At 66.2% G+C, this 19944-nt stretch carries 23 protein-coding genes; 13 read left to right on the top strand and 10 right to left on the bottom strand.

Going from position 1 to position 19944, the window contains the following annotated elements; translation table 11 throughout:
- Positions 1-49 precede the first annotated feature (49 nt).
- Together WC585_RS12065 and WC585_RS12070 are read left to right on the top strand one after the other, a co-directional pair.
- Complete coding sequence (locus tag WC585_RS12065; RefSeq protein ID WP_373258223.1) at positions 50-2140, top strand: S46 family peptidase; 2091 nt, start codon at positions 50-52, stop codon at positions 2138-2140.
- A gap of 214 nt (positions 2141-2354) precedes the next feature.
- Positions 2355-4430 (top strand): S46 family peptidase, encoded by a 2076-nt coding sequence (locus tag WC585_RS12070; protein ID WP_373258224.1) that lies wholly within the window; start codon positions 2355-2357, stop codon positions 4428-4430.
- A gap of 148 nt (positions 4431-4578) precedes the next feature.
- On the opposite strand, the gene pgsA is transcribed toward WC585_RS12070, so the two are convergent.
- The 7 genes from pgsA to WC585_RS12105 all read right to left on the bottom strand — a co-directional run bounded on the left by pgsA (position 4579) and on the right by WC585_RS12105 (position 10388).
- Positions 4579-5214 (bottom strand): CDP-diacylglycerol--glycerol-3-phosphate 3-phosphatidyltransferase, encoded by a 636-nt coding sequence (gene pgsA, locus WC585_RS12075; RefSeq protein WP_292175510.1) that lies wholly within the window; start codon positions 5212-5214, stop codon positions 4579-4581.
- A gap of 84 nt (positions 5215-5298) precedes the next feature.
- Complete coding sequence (locus WC585_RS12080; RefSeq protein WP_373258225.1) at positions 5299-5922, bottom strand: carbonic anhydrase; 624 nt, start codon at positions 5920-5922, stop codon at positions 5299-5301.
- A 55-nt stretch (positions 5923-5977) separates the two neighbouring features.
- A complete protein-coding gene (locus WC585_RS12085) occupies positions 5978-6529 on the bottom strand; it encodes a hypothetical protein (RefSeq protein WP_373258226.1) in 552 nt (183 codons plus the stop codon).
- 586 nt (positions 6530-7115) lie between these two features.
- Complete coding sequence (locus WC585_RS12090; RefSeq protein WP_373258227.1) at positions 7116-7439, bottom strand: YdeI/OmpD-associated family protein; 324 nt, start codon at positions 7437-7439, stop codon at positions 7116-7118.
- 24 nt (positions 7440-7463) lie between these two features.
- Positions 7464-9365: an excinuclease ABC subunit UvrC gene (gene uvrC, locus WC585_RS12095; protein ID WP_373258229.1), complete on the bottom strand. Its 1902-nt coding sequence runs from the start codon at positions 9363-9365 to the stop codon at positions 7464-7466.
- Between the two features lie 40 nt (positions 9366-9405).
- Positions 9406-9873 (bottom strand): YkgB family protein, encoded by a 468-nt coding sequence (locus WC585_RS12100; protein WP_373258231.1) that lies wholly within the window; start codon positions 9871-9873, stop codon positions 9406-9408.
- A gap of 68 nt (positions 9874-9941) precedes the next feature.
- Positions 9942-10388, bottom strand: coding sequence for a DMT family transporter (locus WC585_RS12105; RefSeq protein WP_292174696.1), 447 nt, complete (start codon positions 10386-10388; stop codon positions 9942-9944).
- 182 nt (positions 10389-10570) lie between these two features.
- Here WC585_RS12105 and WC585_RS12110 point away from each other — a divergent pair, with 182 nt between their 5' ends.
- From WC585_RS12110 to WC585_RS12130, 5 genes are all read left to right on the top strand, one after another.
- Positions 10571-11329: an SDR family oxidoreductase gene (locus WC585_RS12110; protein WP_373258233.1), complete on the top strand. Its 759-nt coding sequence runs from the start codon at positions 10571-10573 to the stop codon at positions 11327-11329.
- A 4-nt stretch (positions 11330-11333) separates the two neighbouring features.
- Positions 11334-11729, top strand: a complete 396-nt coding sequence (gene folB / locus WC585_RS12115) for a dihydroneopterin aldolase (protein WP_373258234.1) — start codon at positions 11334-11336, stop codon at positions 11727-11729.
- A gap of 64 nt (positions 11730-11793) precedes the next feature.
- Positions 11794-12447: a hypothetical protein gene (locus tag WC585_RS12120; protein ID WP_373258235.1), complete on the top strand. Its 654-nt coding sequence runs from the start codon at positions 11794-11796 to the stop codon at positions 12445-12447.
- A 4-nt stretch (positions 12448-12451) separates the two neighbouring features.
- A complete protein-coding gene (locus tag WC585_RS12125; protein ID WP_373258236.1) occupies positions 12452-12868 on the top strand; it encodes a hypothetical protein in 417 nt (138 codons plus the stop codon).
- Positions 12869-12974: 106 nt separating this feature from the next.
- Positions 12975-13262, top strand: coding sequence for a GNAT family N-acetyltransferase (locus WC585_RS12130; RefSeq protein ID WP_373258238.1), 288 nt, complete (start codon positions 12975-12977; stop codon positions 13260-13262).
- Here the strand turns inward: WC585_RS12130 and WC585_RS12135 are convergent.
- Complete coding sequence (locus tag WC585_RS12135; RefSeq protein ID WP_373258240.1) at positions 13259-13957, bottom strand: winged helix-turn-helix transcriptional regulator; 699 nt, start codon at positions 13955-13957, stop codon at positions 13259-13261. The genes WC585_RS12130 and WC585_RS12135 overlap by 4 nt on opposite strands.
- A gap of 239 nt (positions 13958-14196) precedes the next feature.
- Between WC585_RS12135 and WC585_RS12140 the strand changes: the two genes are divergently transcribed.
- The 5 genes from WC585_RS12140 (at position 14197) to WC585_RS12160 (ending at position 16788) form a co-directional block, all read left to right on the top strand.
- Positions 14197-14619 carry a VOC family protein gene (locus tag WC585_RS12140; RefSeq protein ID WP_373258241.1) on the top strand — a complete coding sequence of 141 codons (423 nt, stop codon included), beginning with the start codon at positions 14197-14199 and terminating at the stop codon, positions 14617-14619.
- A 53-nt stretch (positions 14620-14672) separates the two neighbouring features.
- Entirely contained in the window at positions 14673-15362 is a 690-nt protein-coding gene (locus tag WC585_RS12145; protein WP_373258243.1) for a glutathione S-transferase family protein, read from the top strand.
- A 34-nt stretch (positions 15363-15396) separates the two neighbouring features.
- Positions 15397-15849, top strand: coding sequence for an SRPBCC family protein (locus WC585_RS12150; RefSeq protein ID WP_373258244.1), 453 nt, complete (start codon positions 15397-15399; stop codon positions 15847-15849).
- The gene (locus tag WC585_RS12155; RefSeq protein WP_373258245.1) at positions 15846-16337 is read left to right on the top strand and encodes a VOC family protein; all 492 of its coding nucleotides are present in this window, start codon (positions 15846-15848) and stop codon (positions 16335-16337) included. Before WC585_RS12150 ends, WC585_RS12155 begins: the two co-directional genes overlap by 4 nt.
- Positions 16338-16437: 100 nt before the next feature.
- Positions 16438-16788, top strand: a complete 351-nt coding sequence (locus WC585_RS12160; RefSeq protein ID WP_373258246.1) for a DUF1428 domain-containing protein — start codon at positions 16438-16440, stop codon at positions 16786-16788.
- Between the two features lie 10 nt (positions 16789-16798).
- Here the strand turns inward: WC585_RS12160 and WC585_RS12165 are convergent, their stop codons facing one another.
- Positions 16799-17470 carry an extensin family protein gene (locus tag WC585_RS12165; RefSeq protein WP_373258247.1) on the bottom strand — a complete coding sequence of 224 codons (672 nt, stop codon included), beginning with the start codon at positions 17468-17470 and terminating at the stop codon, positions 16799-16801.
- A 210-nt stretch (positions 17471-17680) separates the two neighbouring features.
- On the opposite strand from WC585_RS12165, the gene WC585_RS12170 reads away from it, so the two are divergent.
- Positions 17681-17953, top strand: coding sequence for a hypothetical protein (locus WC585_RS12170; RefSeq protein WP_373258248.1), 273 nt, complete (start codon positions 17681-17683; stop codon positions 17951-17953).
- 36 nt (positions 17954-17989) lie between these two features.
- Here WC585_RS12170 and rpoD read toward each other — a convergent pair whose 3' ends face one another.
- Entirely contained in the window at positions 17990-19933 is a 1944-nt protein-coding gene (gene rpoD / locus WC585_RS12175) for an RNA polymerase sigma factor RpoD (RefSeq protein ID WP_373258249.1), read from the bottom strand.
- Positions 19934-19944: the final 11 nt, after the last annotated feature.

A 19944-nucleotide genomic window follows, 5' to 3' on the forward strand; every position in this document is an offset into this window, starting at 1 on the left:
TCGTGTAACAGCCCGCAGTGAATGGACGGGCCAGGGAGAACCACCAGACATGCTGTTTCGTTCGCTTCGGTCCGCCATAGCCGCGACTGCCTCCATCGCCACAGTCGCCGGGGCGCTGGCCATCACCGCCGCCCCGAACGTGGCCCAGGCCGACGAGGGGATGTGGACGTTCGACAACTTCCCCATCCAGACCGTCAACGACAAATACGGCACCCGCATCGATCAGGCCTGGCTGGACCGCGTCCGTAACTCGGCCGTGCGTCTGCAGGGCTGTTCGGCTTCGTTCGTGTCCGAGAGCGGCCTGATCCTGACGAACTGGCACTGCGTGGTCGGCTGCGTGCAGGATCTGTCCAGCCCGGAGAACGACTTCGTCAAGAACGGCTGGATGACGGCCAATCGCGAGGAAGAGAAAACCTGCCCCGGCCAGACCGCCGAGGTCCTGACCGACATCGTTGACGTGACCGATCGCGTCCTGGCCGCCGGCGAGGGCCTGGAAGGCGCGGCCTTCAACGCCGCCCGCAGCGCCGAGACTGCCAAGATCCAGGAAGAGAACTGCGCCGGCGACGCCAGGCTGAACTGCCAGGTGATCAGCTTCTACCGCGGCGGCCGTTACGCCCTGTACAAGTTCCGCCGCTATGAAGACGTGCGCCTGGTGTTCGCGCCCGAGAACCAGGCCGCCTTCTTCGGTGGGGACCCCGACAACTTCAACTTCCCGCGCTATGCCCTGGATGCCGCCTTCCTGCGCGCCTACGAGGACGGCAAGCCGGTCGAGACGTCCAACTTCCTGAAGTGGAACCCCAATGCCCCGGCCGAGGGTGACGTCACCTTCGTGGCCGGCAACCCCGGCACCACCCAGCGCCTGCTGACCATGAGCCAGCTGGAGCGACTGCGCGACCAGCAACTGCCGACCCAGCTGATCCAGGGCTCGGAACTGCGGGGTCGCCTGCTGGAGTATTCGCTGACCGACGAGGAGGCCGGCCGCGCGTCCTTCGACACCATCTTCGGCCTCGAGAACAGCTTCAAGGTCTGGTACGGCCAGCAGGGGGCTCTGACCGATCCCGCCTTCATGGCCACCAAGCGCCAGCAGGAAGCCGAGCTGCGCCAGCGCGTCGCCGCAGACCCTGCCCTGCTGCAACGCATCGGCGATCCGTGGGCCGAGCTGGAAGCCGTCGAAACCGCCGCGCGCGATCTGTACCTCCCCTATCGCCAGCTGGTTCAGGGTGCCGGTGGCGGCTCGCAGCTTTACGGCTACGCCCGCGCCCTGGCCGGTGTCGCCCGCGACAACGCCCGCCCGGAAGGTGAACGCCGCATCACGCCGCAACAACGCGCGGCACTGCAGGGCCGTCTGGCCACCGTCCTGCCGGTCACGCCCGGCATCGACGAGGTCCAGATGCGTTACTGGCTGTCCAAGACGCGCGAGTATCTGACGGTCGACAATCCGACGGTGAAGGCCATGCTGGGCCGCGAAAGCCCGGAAGCCCTGGCCGAACGTCTGATCGCGGGAACGAAGCTGGCCGATCCGGCCTTCCGCGTCGCTGCCCTGTCGATGACGCCGGAACAGCTGGCCGAGGCCGATCCGCTGATCGGTTTCGTCCTGGCCAATGAGGCGGCCGGTGCCGAAGTGGCGGCCCAGTGGGCCAGCACGGTCAGCGCCCCGACGGCCCGCGCCGCCGAGCGCGTCGCCCAGGCCCGCTTCGCCGTCTATGGCGACAACCTGTATCCCGACGCGACCTTCTCGCTTCGCCTGTCCTATGGCCAGGTTCAGGGCTGGACCTATCGCGGCGTGACCGTCCCGGCCTTCACCTACATGGGGGGCCTATACGAGCGGGCGACGGGCTCGGTGCCGTTCAATGCGGCGCAGAAGTTCCTGGATGCCGAGGACCGCATCAACAAGCAAACCGTCTACGACTTCGTCTCGACCAACGACATCATCGGCGGCAACTCCGGCTCGCCCGTGATCAATGCCGCGGGCGAAGTGATCGGCACGGCCTTCGACGGCAACATCCACTCGCTGGGTGGGTCGTTCGGCTATGACGGTACTCTGAACCGGACGGTGTCGGTCTCGACCGCCGCCGTCACCGAGGCGCTGCGGGTGATCTATCCGAGCCCGCGCCTGCTGGAAGAGCTGGGGGTCGAGTAGGGTTTCTTCTCCCTTGCGGGAGAAGGTGTCAGGCGCAGCCTGACGGATGAGGGGTCGCACCGGTCTTGCCGGGCGACCCCTTCGTCATTCATGGTCATTCCACAACAACCGCACCAGCTGGTGCGACCCCTCATCCGGCCCTCTGGGCCACCCGTCGTCGCCTCGCAATGCGAGCCTCCTTCACCCGCAAGGGAAGAAGGGGAAGGAGCATCCCATGCGTTTCACCCCCGCCCTCGCCGCCGCAATGCTGACCCTCGCCGCCGCCTCTGCAGCGCAAGCTGAGGAAGGCATGTGGACCTTCGACAACTTCCCCATCGCGCGGGCCAATGCCACGCTGGGGACGAACATCGATCAGGCCTGGCTGGACCGGGTGCGGCTGAGCTCGGTCAAGTTCGGCGGCTGTTCGGCGGGCATTGTCTCGGCCGAGGGGCTGGTGATGACCAACAACCACTGCGTCGCCACATGCGTGGCCAATCTGTCGACCCAGGCGGTCAACTATGCCGAGACCGGCTTTGCCCCGCGCAGCCGCGAGGAGGAGCTGAAATGCCCCGGCGGCACGGCCGAGATCCTGACGGAGATCACGGACATCACCGAGCGGATGCAGGCCGCCGGGGCCGGTCTGGAAGGCCAGGCCTTCACCCGCGCGCGCGACGCCGAAGCCGGGCGGATCGAGCAGGAGGCGTGCGGCGATGCGACCGACAAACGCTGTCAGGTCGTCAGCCTGTATCGCGGCGGTCAGTTCAAGCTCTACACCTACAAGAAATACTCCGACGTGCGCCTGGCCTGGGCCCCGGAAGATCGGGCCGCGACCTTCGGCGGCGATCTGGACAACTTCAGCTTCCCGCGCTTCTCGATCGATGCGGCCTTCATCCGCCTGTATGAAAACGGCGCGCCGGTCGCGACGCCCACCCATTTCAAGTGGAATGCCGACAAGCCGGTCGAGGGCACGCCGGTCTTCGTTTCGGGCAGCCCGGGATCGACCCAGCGCCTGCTGACCCAGGACCAGCTGTTCACCATCCGCGACGTCGTCCTACCCATGGACCAGCTGCTGGCCAGCGAACTGCGCGGGCGGCTGATCCGGTTCAGCCAGGAAAGCGAAGAGAACGCCTTCATCGCCATGGACCCGATCGTGGGGCTGGAGAACACCTACAAGCGCGGGCTGGGCCGGATGCGGGCGCTGGTGGATCAACAGTTCATGGCCAAGCGGGCCGAGGCCGAGGTCGATTTCCAGAGCCGTATTCGCGGAGCGACAGCGACCCCCGCTGATCCCTGGTCCACATTGTCGGCAGTCCAGCCCGCGGCCCGCGAACTCTACCCCGCCATGGCCCTGCTGGAAGGCGGAACCGGCCTGGGCACCACGCCGGTGGCGGGCGGCTCACAGCTGTTCAACTGGGCGCGGACGCTGGTGCGCGGGGCGCAGGAGCGCGAGAAGCCGTCGGCCGAACGCCTGCCGGAGTTCGCCGACAGCCGCCTGACCACCATTCAATCCGGCCTGTTTGCCGAGCGGCCCGTCTATCCGGCGCTGGATCAGGTGCGGATGGAATGGTGGCTGTCCAAGACACGCGAATGGCTGACGGTCGATGACCCGCGCATGGCGGTGCTGCTGGGTGATGAATCGCCCGAGGCGCGCTCCGCCCGTCTGGTCCAGGGCACGACCCTGGGCGATCCGGCCGTGCGCCGGGCCCTGTGGGAGGGTGGCCTTGCCGCCATCCAGGCGTCGGACGATCCGATGATCCAGTATCTGCTGACCTTGCAGGAGCCGACCCGCGCCATCCGCGCCGACTGGGAAGCCCGTGTCGATGCGCCGACCGCCCGTGCGTCAGAGCAACTGGCCGCCCTGCGCTTCCAGGCCTACGGCGACAGCGTCTATCCGGATGCGACCGGGACGCTGCGCCTGACCTATGGCCAGATCGAGGGCACAGACGTGCCCGGACAGCGGTTCGGGGCATTCACGACCTTCAGCGGACTGTGGGACCGAGCGACCGGCTCGGCCCCGTTCGATGTCGCGCCGAAGCTACTGGCCGCGCGCGAGCGGATCGACGGCGACACGGTGCTGAACATGGCCGTGTCGTCCGACACCATCGGCGGCTCGTCGGGATCGCCGGTCGTCAACGCGGCGGGCGAGATCCTGGGGGCGAACTTCGACTCCACCGTCCTGACCCAGCGCAACGCCTATGGCTATGATCGCAACGTCAACCGCTCGGTCATCGTGACCACCGGGGCAGTGACGACCGCGCTGCGCGATGTGTACGGGATGGAACGGCTGGTGGCGGAGTTGGGGGTGGAGTGAGTTTTCTCCCTCCCCTTCATGGGGAGGGACGGCGAGGCCGAAGGCTGAGCCAGGGTGGGGTCCGAAAGGGCCGCAGCTCTCCGATACGCACCCCCACCCTGTCGCCGCTTCGCGCCGACATCCCTCCCCATGAAGGAGAGGGAGAATCCTAGACCGCGCTCATCTTCTGCTGGGCCTTCGAGAAATACTGCCAGCCGGTCCACAGGGTAACGATGGCGGCCGCCCAGATCAGGACATAGGCGAACACCTGGAAATGCGGCTGCCATTCCAGCGGCAGGCCGAAGCCGTCCCACAGCAGGGCAACCTGGAGCGCGCCCAGGGCGATCATCTGCAAGACCGTCTTCCACTTGGCCAGCAGGGTGACCGGCAGCTTGACCTTGCCCGCCACGGTTTCGCGCAGGGCCGAAACGGCGAACTCGCGGAACAGGATCAGGCCGCAGGGAATGGCGATCTGGGGCAAGGCGCCCCAGGCCAGGACGCCCAGGATGGCCCCGGTGACCAGAACCTTGTCGGCGATGGGGTCCAGAATGGCCCCCCAGCGCGTGGTCGCATTCCAGCGCCGGGCCAGAAAGCCGTCGATCCAGTCGCTGGACGCGGCCACCACGAAGATCACGAAGGCGGTGCGGCCGAACCGGAACTGGTCGTCGGGGCTCAGATACTCCGACAGGATGGGCACGCCCTGCGGCGCGGCCCCGGCCAGGATCAGGAACATGATCACCCCGGCAAACAGCCTCAGGCCCGTGATGATATTCGGAATGGGATTGGCAGGATGGCTGGGGGTCATGATCTCGATTCCGTCTCAAGCACGGCTGTCTGGACAACGGGATGTGCCACGCTTCGTTGCTTTAGGCGAGGATCGCGCGAAGCCTCAATCCAGCGCCTCGAACCGGCCCGGTCCACGCAGGGCCCGCAGGATGCCGTCGGCGATGCCGAAATGCAGGCCGCTGAGGGTCAGTTGCCCCGCCGCCTCGCGCTCGGCGATCCAGGGGAAGGTGCGCAGATTGTCGATCGACAGGCGCACGATGGCCTCTTCCGATGCCTGTTCGACATGGTCCGGCTCGACCGCCTCGGCGACGCGGCGCACGACGGGTTCGCCCTGCGCGATCCAGGGGGCGACGAAGTCCCGGACGCTGTCGGGGGCACCGGTCCGCATGGCCGCCACGCCGCCGCAATGGGCATGGCCCATGACCACGATGCGCGACACACCCAGCACCTTCACCCCGAACTCCAGCGCGGCGGATACCCCGTGCAGCTGGCCATCCGGCTCATAGGGCGGGACCAGGTTGGCGACGTTGCGCACCACGAACAGCTGGCCCGGCGCGGCGTCGAAGATCAGGGCCGGATCGGCACGGCTGTCCGAACAGGCCACGATCAGGGTGTGCGGCTTCTGCCCCGCCGCCAGCGCCTCATACTCGGCCTTGGCCTCGGGCCAGTGATCCTGGCGAAAACGGCGATAGCCGGCGAGAAGGGTGTCGGAGGAATCGTCGGTCATGAGGGCGGTATAGGCGATCGGCGACGCCTGGGGGAGAGGGGGTTGGCGATCAAGCCTACCGCTGCTCGACCGACCATGCATTGATGCGCCATTCGCCATCCGCTTCCTTAATCCACCGCATATTCAGCACGTAAGGGTCGGGATTGTTGGTCCTATCAACCTCTATCAACTGTGCGGATACCGTAACCTCAGAAGCATCTCCAGTGGCCCGCAGAACACGAAGCCACCGGTTGCCCAGCGCACCATTCTTCATGGCGTCCAGCACCTCGGCTCGACCAGATGCGCGCTGCCCACCGACGCCCAGCAGGCTGACATCTTTGGATTGTCGCTCAGCTTCGTAGGCCACCCTTGTGTCTCCGCCGATGTTGGGCCGAAGAATTTCCATGACCTCCGCTGCCGCAACGGGGTCATTCCCTCCAACCATCAGACAAGCGCGAACACGGCCAAGGCCTCGACCGTACCGCTCAATCGCAAAATGACCACACGCCGGAAATGCAGCAGCTACCACCTCTGCGATGCGCTGTGCCTGCTCGACGGCTATGTCACCCCCGCAGGTATCAGGCCACCATCTGTGCACATGTCCTTCATCAACGACTTCGATGATCACGACAGGGGGGTCCAGGCATGGCGGCAGCGCAGGCGGCCCCCCGGACACAACAGGCCGCGCAATGCGCTCAACCGGAGGGCGCTCTAGGATCGCGCGAAGCACGGCGTCCATTTCCCTCCATCCACCCTCCCATATCGGTCGCTCCAGAGTAACGAGCCGTCCGTCACCCTGTATCGATCGCGCCTGCACTGTTCCCTCACGGCGATACTCGTTTATCGGCTTGGTGAGCATGAACGTCGCGGGCCAAATCGTCCCAAACGCGTCGTATCGAAAGACTCTGACCCCTCGAAAGCCTTCTGCCGCAATGCTCTCGGCGTCAGGTAACTGTAGCTTGGCGAGCAGGGTGGCCATGCTCTCTTGGCGGCATGCGTCGGTTGGTGTTTGGATACTGCAATAAGGTACTTGGTCTGGTCCCCAATGTCGTTGTGCCGACGCCGGACTGGCGAAGCCGAACGTTAGGGTGGCGCAAAGGACCAATAGGGGTCGCACAGTTCGGCTTCCTGTGATGCCAGCATACCACTTAAAGTAGACCACCTTATCGCTGGCCCAACAAGCGAAGCGGCGTCAGGTGGCCTGAAGGGTCATCCTACAGTTGTGGCTTGGATCGAGTGTGTTTCTTCCCGTCGATCAGCACGGCCTGCTGCCAGCGGCTGAGAGCCTTGTCGGTGCGGTGGATGCAGCCGGACCAGCAGCAGGGGCGTTTCTTGCCTTCGCGCAGTTCTTCGGTGGTGCGGGCGATGCGGCGTTGTCGGGTCGCGGGCTGTTTCGCGTCCTCGACCCAGCAGATGAACTCGTTGCGGCCCAGCGGGGTGAGCGCCTGCCAGAGGGCCAGAGTGTCCGGGTCGGCCTGCACGGCGGCCTGAAGATCGGGCCCGGCGACGTGGACCGTGCCCTGGGCGAAGTCGGTCATGCCGGTGTCTCCTGACGCCGCATCCTAGCCCCGGCGCTCAGGATGGAAGAACCCGTAGATGCGTTCGGCCAGCGGCTGGTTGATCCCGTCCACCTTGACCAGATCGACCACCGAGGCGCGGCCCACACCCTTGGCTGAGCCGAAGGCGTGCAGCAGGGCCTTTTTGCGACCGGGGCCGACGCCCTCGATCTCGTCCAGCGGATTGCGCTTGATGTCCATGGACCGCCGCTTGGCGTGGGCCCCGTTGGCGAAGCGGTGGGCCTCGTCGCGCAGGCGCTGGACGTAATAGAGGGCCGGTGACTTCAGCGGCATCATGAAGGGCGGCTTGCCGGGCATGAAGAAATGCTCCTTGCCCGCGTCGCGGTCCGGTCCCTTGGCCACGCCCACGGCCGTGATGTCGTCCAGGCCCAGATCGGCCAGCACGGCCAGCACCTCGGCCAGTTGTCCCGCCCCGCCGTCGATCAGCAGCAGGTCGGGGCGCACGACCTCCTCGGTCCCCTCCTCCTCATCCTTGACCAGTCGGCCGAAACGACGGCGCATGACCTCGCGCATCATGCCGTAGTCGTCGCCGGGGGTCAGGTCCGTGCCCTTGATGTTGAACTTGCGATACTGCGACTTCTGGAAGCCTTCAGGCCCGGCCACGATCATGCCGCCGACCGCATTGGTCCCCTGGATATGGGCGTTGTCGTAGACCTCGATCCGCTCGGGGCGACTGTCGAGACCGAAGGCCTCGCAGACCTCGTCCAGGATTTTGCCCTGGGCCGAGCCCTCGGCCATCTTGCGACCCAGGGCCTCGCGCGCATTGGTCAGGGCGTGGTCGATCAGGGCGGCCTTGTCGCCGCGTTTCGGCTGTTCGATCGAGACCACACGGCGGCCGTCGGCCGTCTTGGCCTTTATCGAAAAGGCCTCCTCCAGCAGTTCCTTCTCGAACGGCAGGATGTTGGACAGGATCAGCCGGGGCACCGGCTTGTCCTCATAGAACTGGCCCAGGAAAGCGGCCAGGATTTCGGGGTCGGTGTCGGACCGGTCGACGCGCGGGAAGTAGGCGCGGCCGCCCCAGTTCTGACCCGCGCGGTAGAAGAAGACCTGGACACAGGCCTGGCCTCCCTCGCTGAACAGGGCGAAGACGTCCGCCTCGGCCACGCCTTCGGCGCTGACGGAGTTTTCCATGCTGATGGCCGACAGGGCGCGGATGCGGTCGCGCACGCGGGCGGCCTGTTCATAGTCCATGGCCTCGGCGGCGGCGGTCATTTCCTCGGACAGGCGGGCGATGACGGCGCGCGACTTGCCCTTCAGGAAATCCGACGCCTCGCCCACCAGCTGGCCGTAATCCTCCAGGCTGATCAGGCCGGTGCAGGGGGCCGAGCAGCGCTTGATCTGATGCAGCATGCAGGGCCGGGTGCGGGTCTCGTAGACGCTGTCCGAGCAGGACCGCAGCAGGAAGGCCTTCTGCAAGGTGTTCAGGGTGCGGTTGACCGCCCAGGTCGATGCGAACGGTCCGAAATAGTCGCCCGGCGTCGTATGCGCGCCGCGATGCTTGCGGACCTGCGGCGCGCGATGGTCCTTGCGGATCATCAGCTCGGCGAAGGACTTGTCGTCGCGCAGGACGACGTTGAACCGCGGCTTCAGCTTCTTGATGAAGTTGGATTCCAGCAGCAGGGCCTCGGTCTCGGATGCCGTGACCACCAGCTCCATCGAACGGGTCAGGCTGACCATCAGGCCGATGCGCTGGGTGTGGAACCGGCCTTGCGCATACTGCAGGATACGCTTCTTGATCGACCGCGCCTTGCCGACATACAGGCAGGTCCCGTCCTCGCCATACATTCGGTAAACGCCCGGCTTGTCCGGCGCACGCCGCGCCTCGTCGCGGATCAGATCGGCGGCGACGAGCGGCAGGGTTTCAGGGGCGGGCGAGTCGGTCGGCATCCCACCCGATATAGGACGGCGCGCGGCGACGCGCGACCGCTCAGCGCGTCGGTATCAGCCGTGAGCGCGCGTCCAGGGTCAGATAGACACAGATGGCCAGCAGGCCGATGTCCTTGGCCAGAAACTGGCCCGTCGATGCCAGGGCGGGGAAGGCATACCCCTCCTGCACAATGCCCGGCGCGGTGAAGAAGAAGCTGAGCGTGACCAGAAAGGTCGCCACCCCCATCAGACCCCCGACCAGTCCGGCCACCGGAATGCGCCCGCCCAGGGCGATCAAGACGCCGGCCGTCAGCTCCAGCACACCGATCACGATCGAGGCCCCGGCCACGCCGATCAGCGGATACATCCAGCCGAACAGCCAGTAGTCGCGGGCGATGCCGGCGACCCCCTCGGCCTCATAGGGCAGGAATTTCATATAGCCAAAGACCAGCAGGATCAGCACGATCCCCAGTCGCAGCGCGGCCCGGCCGTCCAGACTGGACGATCTGGAAATGGCGATGTCGGTCATTGAGGCCCCCTGTGCGTGTCCGGTGCATTCGCTGCCGACGACGCAAAGGTTACATTCAATCCGCCCGATCAGAACCGCCGAACCATCAGCACCCCGCCGATCACCAGGGCGACACCCGCCAGTCGGCCCAGATTGATGGGCTGCTGCGGCGCACCGAACGCGCCGAAGTGATCCAGGATCAGGCTGATCAGCAGCTGGCCCGCCACCATCAGGGTGATGGTCAGCGCCACCCCCAGCCGGGGCACGCCCCAGGTCGCCGCGATCACGAAGACCACGCCGTACAATCCGCCGATCCAGGCGTACCAGGGCAGGCTGCGCGCCGCGACCATGTCCGGCCGCGTCTGGAACAATACCGCCATCAGCCCCAGCGCCACCGTCCCCACCGCGAACGACACGAAGGCTGCGTTCACCGGCGAGCCGACGGCGGTCATCAGCCTGGCATTCGTCGGGGCCTGCAAGGCGGTCGCACCCCCGGCCAGAATGATCAGCAGCATGGGAAAGAGATTGGGGTTCATGACACGATGGCTAGCACCGGAATCGGTAGGGCGCACCTGCCCTGACGCAGCCGCCTATTGATGATCAGGCGTAGCGGCTCTATTGCAGCCCCAGTCTCAGGAGCATGCCATGCTGGCCCTTTACGTCATCCTCGGTTTCGTCGTCGTTCTCGGCGTGATCAACTTCATCGAATTCGGCCGGGTTGACTGATACCTCGACCGGTCGCGGAGCCGCCCTGGTCACGGGCGGGGGCAAGCGGATCGGGCGCGCCATCTGTCTGACGCTGGCGCGGGCCGGGTTCGACATCGTCGTCCACTATCGATCGTCCGAGGGCGCCGCGCAGGCCGTCGCGGACGAGGTGCGGGCGCTGGGTCGCCGGGCCGAAACCGTTCAGGGCGATCTGTCGGACGAGGTGCAAGTTCGGCGGATCGTGCCGGACGGCGTGGCCGCGATCGGACCGCTGAGCGTGCTGGTTAACAATGCCTCCGTCTTCGAGGACGACCGGGTGGGATCGCTGGAGCGCGAGACCTGGGACGCCCATATGGAGACCAATCTGCGGGCCCCGATCGTGCTGAGCGAAGCCTTTGCGGGCCAGGCTGCTGACGGTTCCTGCATCGTCAATCTGCTGGACCAGCGGGTACTGAAGCCCGATCCGCGCTTCATCTCCTATGCCCTGTCGAGGAACGGCCTGTGGTGGGCGACGCGGACCCTGGCCCAGGCCCTGGCCCCGCGCATCCGGGTCAATGGCGTCGGCCCCGGTCCGACCCTGGCCTCCATCCATCAGACCGACGAAGAGTTCGCCGCAGAGGCCGCCGCCACCCTGTTGCAGCGACCGGGCAGCCCCGAAGCGGTGGCCGATGCCGTACGCTGGCTGGTCGAGGCCGATCTGGTCACCGGCCAGATGATCGCCGTCGATGCGGGCCAGCACCTGGCCTGGAAGACCCCGGACATTCTGGAGTAACGCCGTGAGTGCTGCCCCCCTGCCCTTCAGCGCCAGTGATGCGGTCCACCATGAGGCCTTGAGCGTCTTCGTGCGCGGCCTGACGGTCCAGGCCGGGATCGGCATTCACGATCACGAGCAGAACAGGCTGCAGAGCCTGGTCATCGACGTCACCCTGACCCTGACGCCGGGGCCGGTCGAGCGTTTGGGCGATACCATCAACTACGAGACCGTCGCCGCCGCGGCCCGCGCCATCGTGGACGAGGGCCATGTCGGTCTTGTCGAGACCTTTGCCCAGCGACTGGCCCTGTCCTGCCTGCGGGAGGCGCATGTCCAGCGGTGCGTGGTGCGTATCGAGAAACCAGGCGCTCTGGAGGGTGTCATCGCACCCGGCTGCGAGGTCGTGCTGACGCGCGGCTAGTTGCGCCGAACGGGCGGCGGCGTCATTGTTCGCCGCGTACCCGATTGCCAGCCCAGGATTGTCGATGGCCGAACCCGGCGCCCCCAAGGACCCCCAGGTTCCCGACGACCACGACGACTTGGTCGGCTTCTCGACGCCCGCATCTCTGGCCGGTCGTCCGCGTGAGGAGGCGCAGCCTGCCCGGCCTGCATCGCCGGCCCGGGCCGCGCGTGAGCCCGAACCGGACCTGTTCGATCCGTCTCCGGAAGCGGTGGCTGCATCGTCCACGCCTGAACCCACACCTGAAACTGGTGTCGCCGCTGCGCCGGTCAGTGCGGGATCGGTCTTTGCACCTTCCGAGTTTTCCACCCGCGCACGCGGTCGCGGCGAGCCCGCCGACCTGCCGAACGGCGGCACGGGACTGTTCACCGGCTATGCCCTGATCCTGTTTGCTGTGCCGACGCTGGGGGTGTCAGTGATCGTCGGCCTGCTGGCCATCATCAGCCGCGCCGTCCCGTCCGACGACCTGTCACGCTCGCACCACCTATATCAGCGGCGGACCCTGTTCGCGGCGGCGGTGGCGGCAGTGGTCGGGCTGGTCCTGATTGCGGCCCCGTTCGCCTTGGGTGTGCCGGTGCTGTTCCTGCTGGCCATCTGGGTCATCCTGCGCGGAGCTGCTGGTGTCATGGCGCTGAAGTCCGGACGGCCGATCCGGAATCCATCGGGCTGGTGGATCTGAGGCTATGACGGTCCTGCCGCCGGAGCCCGGTCGCCCCCGGTTCAACCAGACCCATGAATCGGCGGGCAAGCCGGCGGCCATGATCGTCTGGGTGCTGTATCTGCTGGCCCTGCCCAGCGCCAATCTGCTGGCCATCGTCGGCATGCTGGTGGCGGCCTCGGCGCGGGGCGGCGCGACCGGCCTGGCCCGCCAGCATCTGGATCGTCAGTTGAAGCTGTTCTGGACGTCGGCGGTGATCAATATCGTGCTGACCGGCATCTGCATGGTCGGGATCGTCAGCCTGGCGATGGACCCCAGCCAGGCGGCCTGGTTGCTGCCGCTGACTGTCGTCAGCGGACTGGCACTGATCGGGCTGACGCTGTGGTTCACCGTCCGCAGCGCCATCGCGGCCCTGAACCTGGCCCGCGACCGCGCCCCCTGAGCGCAGCAAAAAAACTCTTATCGGCCAAGCTGGAACGGCGCAGGGCTGGGCGGGTTTGCTGTGTCGGATGGCCGACATTGGCAGTCCGGAACCACCGGGGACAGTAATGAGTGATTTGCGCGACGTGCGGGACCAGAACCGCTTCGAACAGGGCTTCGTGGATCCGGACGGCCAGACCCGCACCGTCTTCGCCGACTATGCGACCCAGGGCGACACCCGCATCATCCTGCATGTCGAGGCCGATCCCGCCCTGCGTGGCACCGGCGCGGCCAGCACCTTCATGCGTGCCCTGTCCGAACATGCGCGGGCTGAAAAGCTGAAGCTGGCTCCCCAGTGCAGCTACGCCGTCGCCTGGCTGAAGCGACATCCCGAGTTTTCGGACATTCTGGCCTAGAGCGGCTTCTCCGCCTTGGGCGGCAGGATGAACCAGGTCTGGAAGCGCAGGGCCGCATTGCGATCTCCCTTCACGACGATGGCTCCCGCCTCTTCCATCGCCTCCAGCGGCACCTTGCCATAGACATAGCCGGCCATGGCCTCGGGCGTGGTGTCGAAGACCACATCAGCGTCGTCGATCTCGGCCCGGCGCGGCGTCAGGGTGCCGTTCTCGACTCGCACCCGGAATGTCTCCTCGCCCAGCACGAAGCCGACGGTCACGACCCGGTCCCCCGCCACATCGGCCTGGAACATCGTCCGGAACGACAGCATCAGCGACGTCTTGGACAGGGGCAGGGTCGGGTCATGCCCCGGCGACCGCGCCGCCCAGTTGCCCAGAACGATCAGCAGCTGATCCGCCTCATAGCCCCACGGCGTTAGCCCATAGACCTGTACGGACGCCGGCGGGGGCAGTTTGGACCGCACGACGATGCCGTGGCTCTCCAGCGTCTCCAGCCTTTGCGTCAGCACATTGGCGCTGATCCCTGGCAGGGCGGCGCGGATATCGCCGAACCGGCGCGGCCCGAACATCATCTCGCGCATGATCAGCAGCGACCACCGCTCTCCGACCAGCTCCAGCGCATGGGCGGTTCCGCAGGCGTCATCGTACCAGCGTTTCAGCTCCGGATTCTTTTTGGTTAGTTTTTCTAACTTCATGGTTGACATATATAACCAGCTTCGGCTTGATGCACAACGTCAACGGCGTCGCACCGAATGCCGCAGAGGAACCCCCACCGGCGCTAAGCAGCGAGGGACCGCGTCCCGAGCGGTAGCGCCAAAGAAACGCGCTCAAGCAGCAAGCCTCCGCGAGGCGAGCGCTAGCGCCCAACAAAGCGCGCTCAAGCAGCGAGGGACCGTGTCCCGAGCGTTAGCGCCCAAAGGAAAAGGCGAAGCCGATGTCCCGCATGATCTTCATCAACCTGCCGGTCTCTGACCTGGCAAAATCCGTCGCTTTCTACGAAGCGACCGGAGCCACGAAGAACCCGCAGTTCAGCGACGACACCGCCGCCTGCATGGTCATCTCCGACACCATCTATGTGATGCTGCTGACCCATCCGAAGTTCGCCAGCTTCACCAACCGCCCCATCGGCGACCGCTCCAGCGTCCACGCCCTTCTGTGCCTGTCGTGCGACAGCAAGGACGCCGTCCTGGCCCAGCTGGATGCGGCAGTTAAGGCCGGCGGCACCCCCGACCCGACCCCGGAACAGGACTACGGCTTCATGTATGGCCGCAGCTACGAAGACCCCGACGGACACATCTGGGAGATCATGTGGATGGACCCGGCCGCCGCCTCGGGCGAGGCCCCCGCCGCCGCCTGACCGCAATCGTCGTCATCCCCGCGCAGACGGGGAGGCTAACGGAGGACACGCCCATGAAACTGTACGGCACACCACCCACCCGCGCGACCCGGCCGATCTGGCTGCTGAACGAACTGGATATCGACTGCGAGATCATCCCGCTGGATATCCCGGCCGGAGAGCATCAGGGCGAAGCGTTCCTGGCCATCAATCCGTTCGGCAAGGCTCCGGCGCTGGTCGATGGCACCCTGGCCATGGCGGAATCCGTCGCCATCATGATGTATCTGGCCGAGGCCCACGGCGGAGAGCGGTTCCTGCCGACCGACCCTGCCGAGCGGGCGCGCATGCATCAGTGGAACCTGTTTCTCGTCACCGAGATCGAACAGCCGCTGTGGCGCATGGGCCTGCACACCGTCATCTATCCCGAGGCCGAGCGGATCCCGGCAGACGTCCCCCTCGCCCGCCGCGACTGCCTGCGCATGCTGGCCCCGCTTGAGGCGCATCTTCAGGGTCGCGACTACATGGTCGGATCCAGCCTGACTGTCGCCGACTTCAACGCCGCCTACACGCTGGACTGGGCCGACGAGGACGGCGGCCTGCTGGAAGCGTCCCCCAACTGCCGCCGGTTCGTAGAGCGGATGTATGCCCGCCCCAAGGCCCCGCCGCGTATCGCCGAGGCCTTTGCCAGACTGAACGCGGGCGAAGTCCCGCCCTGCTATCGCGCGGACATCGCGCTTGAGCAGAGAGTGCTGCCCTGCGTCTGATCCATGCGTGCCCGATATGCCCAGAGGAAACACCATGACCACCGAACTCAGCATCACCCGCTACATTGCCGCCCCGCCCGAAACGGTCTGGCAGGTCTATGTCGAACGGGGCACCGAATGGTTCACGCCCCGGCCCTGGACGACACCTGCGGTCGATTTCGATCTGCGACCCGGTGGCCGGGCCAACATCACCATGGCCTCGCCCGAGGGCGAAACGCACAGCTACCAGGGTGTGTTTCTGGAGGTCGTGCCCAACCATCGGCTGGTCTCGACCGGGGCCATGACCGAGGGCTGGGTGCCCCAGCCGGGCGACATGAACTTCGTCCGCATCGACACCTTCGAGCCTGAGGGCGACGGCACCCGCTATACCGCCACCGCCCGCCACTGGGACGAAAAGGCCGCCGCCACCCATCGTGAAATGGGCTTCGAACAGGGCTGGGCCGCCGCCGCCGATCAACTGGCCGAACTGGCGGAGGCGGGCCAATGACCAGCAAGATCGCCCCCTGCCTCTGGTATGACCTGGGTCAGGCCCGCAAGGCCGCTGAATTCTACATGACCCTGGGCCTGCCCGACAGCCGCATCGACGGTGTCCACGCCAGCCCCTCCGACAACCCGTCCGGCAAGGCGGGCGAGGAACTGGTGGTCGAGTTCACCCTGGCCGGACAGTCGTTCGTCGGCCTGAACGGCGGCCCCCAGTTCCCGCACACCGAGGCGGTGTCCTTCATGATCCAGACCGATGACCAGGCCGAGACCGATCGCCTGTGGAATGCGATCGTCGGCCATGGCGGGGCCGAGAGCGCCTGCGGCTGGTGCAAGGATCGCTGGGGCGTCAATTGGCAAATCACCCCGCGCCGCCTGCTGGAGTTCTACACCGACCCCAACCCCGCCCGCGCCAGGGCCGCTTTCGAGGCCATGATGACCATGCACAAGATCGACATCGCGGTCATCGAGGCGGCTGCTGACAGGGCCGCGTGAGGTGACCTGATACGCCTGACCAACGACCCGCCCTGCCCCTCAAGTAGCGAGCGACCGCGTCGCGAGCGTTAGGGGCCAACCCTCCGAAGGAGAAAGAAAGATGTCCTACATCACCGGCTTCCTCACCCCCGTCAAAACCGAGGACAAGGAGCGCTATATCGACTCTGCCCGCAAATCCTGGCCGCTGTTCCAGAAGTACGGGGCGTTGGAGCAGATCGAATGCTGGGGCGAGGACATCCCGCCCGGCAAGGTCACCGGTTTCGACCTGGCCGTAAAGCTGGAGCCCGGCGAGGTGGTGGTCTTCGCCTGGCTGAAATGGCCCGACCGCGCCACTGCCGACGCCTGCTGGCAGCAGATGGAAGCCGACCCCGCCTTCGCCGACATGGACATGCCGTTCGACGGCAAGCGCATGATGTGGGGCGGGTTCGCGCCGGTGTTCGAGGGCAAGTGACGCTCGCTGCCTAGCGGCAGAACCGCGTGTCGGTCGCCTCCAGATGGAGGTGGTCGGCATGCACGGCGTTGTAGTCGGGGCTCAACGTGGTGCCGAAGATGCGGCAGGCGTCGTCGCGGATACGGCGCAGGAACCGCGCCTCGGGCGTGTCGCCGTTCCAGTCGTTCAGGACGGTGATGCGCCGCCCGTCGCGCAGGCGCACGCCGGCGAAATCCAGCGCGGCGGCCTGGGAATGGGCGCTGATCCGGGTGCTGCCCGCACCGTTGTTCACATTGCGACAGGCATAGGCCCCCATGTGGTCGATCTGGATCACGTCCGAGCCCAGGATTTCCCGCGCCGCCGGCTCCAGCGATTGTCGCCGCCAGATGCTCAGCGCCAAGGCGGTGCGGCAGGTCATCTGGACGTCGCCCGGCGACATCCGCGCGACCGTGCCCATGTCCGCGCCCAGAACACCTGCGCCAGTGAGGCCGCACGTGGCCGAGTTCACCCGGTCCGGAACAGGGCTGAAGTTCACCCGCGCCGCCGTCAGCTGCGTCACGCACTGGCGAAGGTCTGCGCTTTCGCGGATCAACGCCTCGCGCGTGTTGCCGCCGAGCGGCAGATCGACCAGCGCCCCGACCAGAGGGGCCTCGGTGCGGGAGGGCGCAGCCGGATAGCTGGGCCGCGCAGGCTCAGGCAGCATGGCACTACAACTTGCCAACGCCACAAGGGCTAGCGGAGCGAGGATCAGGCGAAGCGGATGCGTCATCGCCGGGACGCTAGCGGATTTCGTCAGACGCTTGAATCACGAGACGGCGAGGCGGAAAAAAGAACGTTGCGCGGCGAGGCTGTTGCAAAAGTGGGCCGTCAGAACGGGCTTCCCACCCGAGCTGCAGCATGGCACCAGTGCCCCATGAAGCCCGTCCTGTTCCTTCCGCTCCTCGCCGCCGTCCTGTTCACCGCCGCCTGTACCGACAGCAAGCGAGCACGCAACGATGCGACTTGGGGGGATCGTCCGGCCCAGATCACCTGCTGGAGCTATGGCGTCCAGAATTTCGAGGGACGGTCCACCGGCAAGGTTGAATACGACGACGGCGGACGCATCTCGTTCGTGGACGCCGCCAACAACCGCTACACCACGATCGATGGCGACTGCCGTGTGGTCTACGATCCCAAGCCGAACTGAGCCTCGCTCCTCTCCCGCCGGGAGAGGATTTGAGACCTAGCTGTCCAGGAAGGACCGCAGCTTCCGCGACCGCGACGGATGCTTCAGCTTGCGCAGCGCCTTGGCTTCGATCTGACGGATGCGCTCACGCGTCACCGAGAACTGCTGGCCGACCTCTTCAAGCGTGTGGTCGGTGTTCATGCCGATGCCGAAGCGCATCCGAAGAACCCGCTCCTCGCGCGGCGTCAGGGACGCCAGCACGCGGGTCGTGGTCTCGCGCAGGTTAGACTGAATGGCGGCATCGATGGGCAGGATCGCGTTCTTGTCCTCGATGAAGTCGCCCAGGTGGCTGTCTTCCTCGTCGCCGATGGGCGTTTCGAGCGAGATCGGCTCCTTGGCAATCTTCAGAACCTTGCGCACCTTCTCCAGCGGCATGGCCAGCTTTTCGGCCAGTTCTTCCGGGGTCGGCTCGCGGCCGATCTCGTGCAGCATCTGGCGTGAGGTGCGGACGATCTTGTTGATCGTCTCGATCATGTGGACCGGGATACGGATGGTCCGCGCCTGGTCGGCGATGGAGCGCGTGATCGCCTGACGGATCCACCAGGTGGCGTAGGTCGAGAACTTGTAGCCGCGGCGGTACTCGAACTTGTCGACCGCCTTCATGAGACCAATGTTGCCTTCCTGGATCAGGTCCAGGAACTGCAGGCCGCGGTTGGTGTATTTCTTGGCGATGGAGATGACCAGGCGCAGGTTGGCCTCGACCATCTCTTTCTTGGCCTGACGGGCCTCGCGCTCACCTTTCTGGACCTTCTGGACGATGCGACGATAGTCATCGATCGGCAGGCCGGCCTCGGTTGCCACGGCGGCGACGTCGCCCCGGATCTGCGCGATCTGGGCGGATTCGTTCTCGCTGAACTTGGTCCAGCGCACGCCCATGTCCTTGACGCTATCGGCCCAGTTGGGGTCCAGCTCGGCACCGAAATACGACTTCAGGAACTCGGGCCGCGAGATGCCGTAGCTGTCGGCCAGGCGCAGAAGGCGTCCCTCCAGGCCGATCAGGCGCTTGTTGATCGCATAAAGCTGCTCGACCAGGGCCTCGATGCGGTTGTTGTTCAACTTCATCGTCTTCAGGCGACCGGAAATGGTCGCCGTCAGGGTGTCATAGGCCTTCTGGTCCTTGGCGGTCAGGACCTCGCCCTTCAGGCGGCTCTCGACCAGCTTGTCCTGCAGCTTGCGGAAGGCCCCGAAATCGCCGGCCACCGCGTCCAGCACGTCCATGACGCCGTCACGCAGTTCGGCCTCCAGCGCCGAGATGGACATCCCGCCGCCGTCGTCGAAGTCTTCGTCTTCCTCGTCCTCGTCCGCCTTTTCCTCGGTTTCCGAAGACGGCACAGGCTTTTCACCCGGCAGCGGCTGGGGCGGCTGGTTGTGCGGCAGGGACGACGGGTTCAGCACGCCATAGGTGGCGTCCAGGTCGATGACCTCACGCAGCAGAATCCGGTTGTTGGCCAGTTCGTCACGCCACACCATGATGGCCTCGAACGTCAGGGCGCTTTCGCACAGACCCGAGATCATGGCGTCGCGGCCGGCCTCGATCCGCTTGGCGATGGCGATCTCGCCCTCGCGGCTCAGCAGCTCGACCGAGCCCATCTCGCGCAGATACATCCGCACGGGGTCGTCGGTGCGGTCATAGGCGGCCTTGGCCGGAGCCTCGGCAACGGCCGTTCCGGCGGCAGCCGCGACATCGGTGCCCGCCGCTTCGCCTGCGTCTTCTTCGGCCTCAACGACGTTGACGCCCATTTCGGACAGCATGGCCAGGGTGTCCTCGATCGCGTCGGGGGTCACCTCTTCGGAGGGCAGAACCTTGTTCAGCTCCTCCATCGTCACATAGCCCTTGGCCTTGGCCTGCTTGATGAATTTCTTGACGCCGGCGTCGGTAAGGTCGAGCAGCGGGCCGTCGCTCTGGACTTCGGCTTCCTGCGTCTCGGTCGTTTCACTCATTCAGTCAGTCT

The organism is Brevundimonas sp., assembly GCF_041648055.1.
Lineage (GTDB): Bacteria > Pseudomonadota > Alphaproteobacteria > Caulobacterales > Caulobacteraceae > Brevundimonas.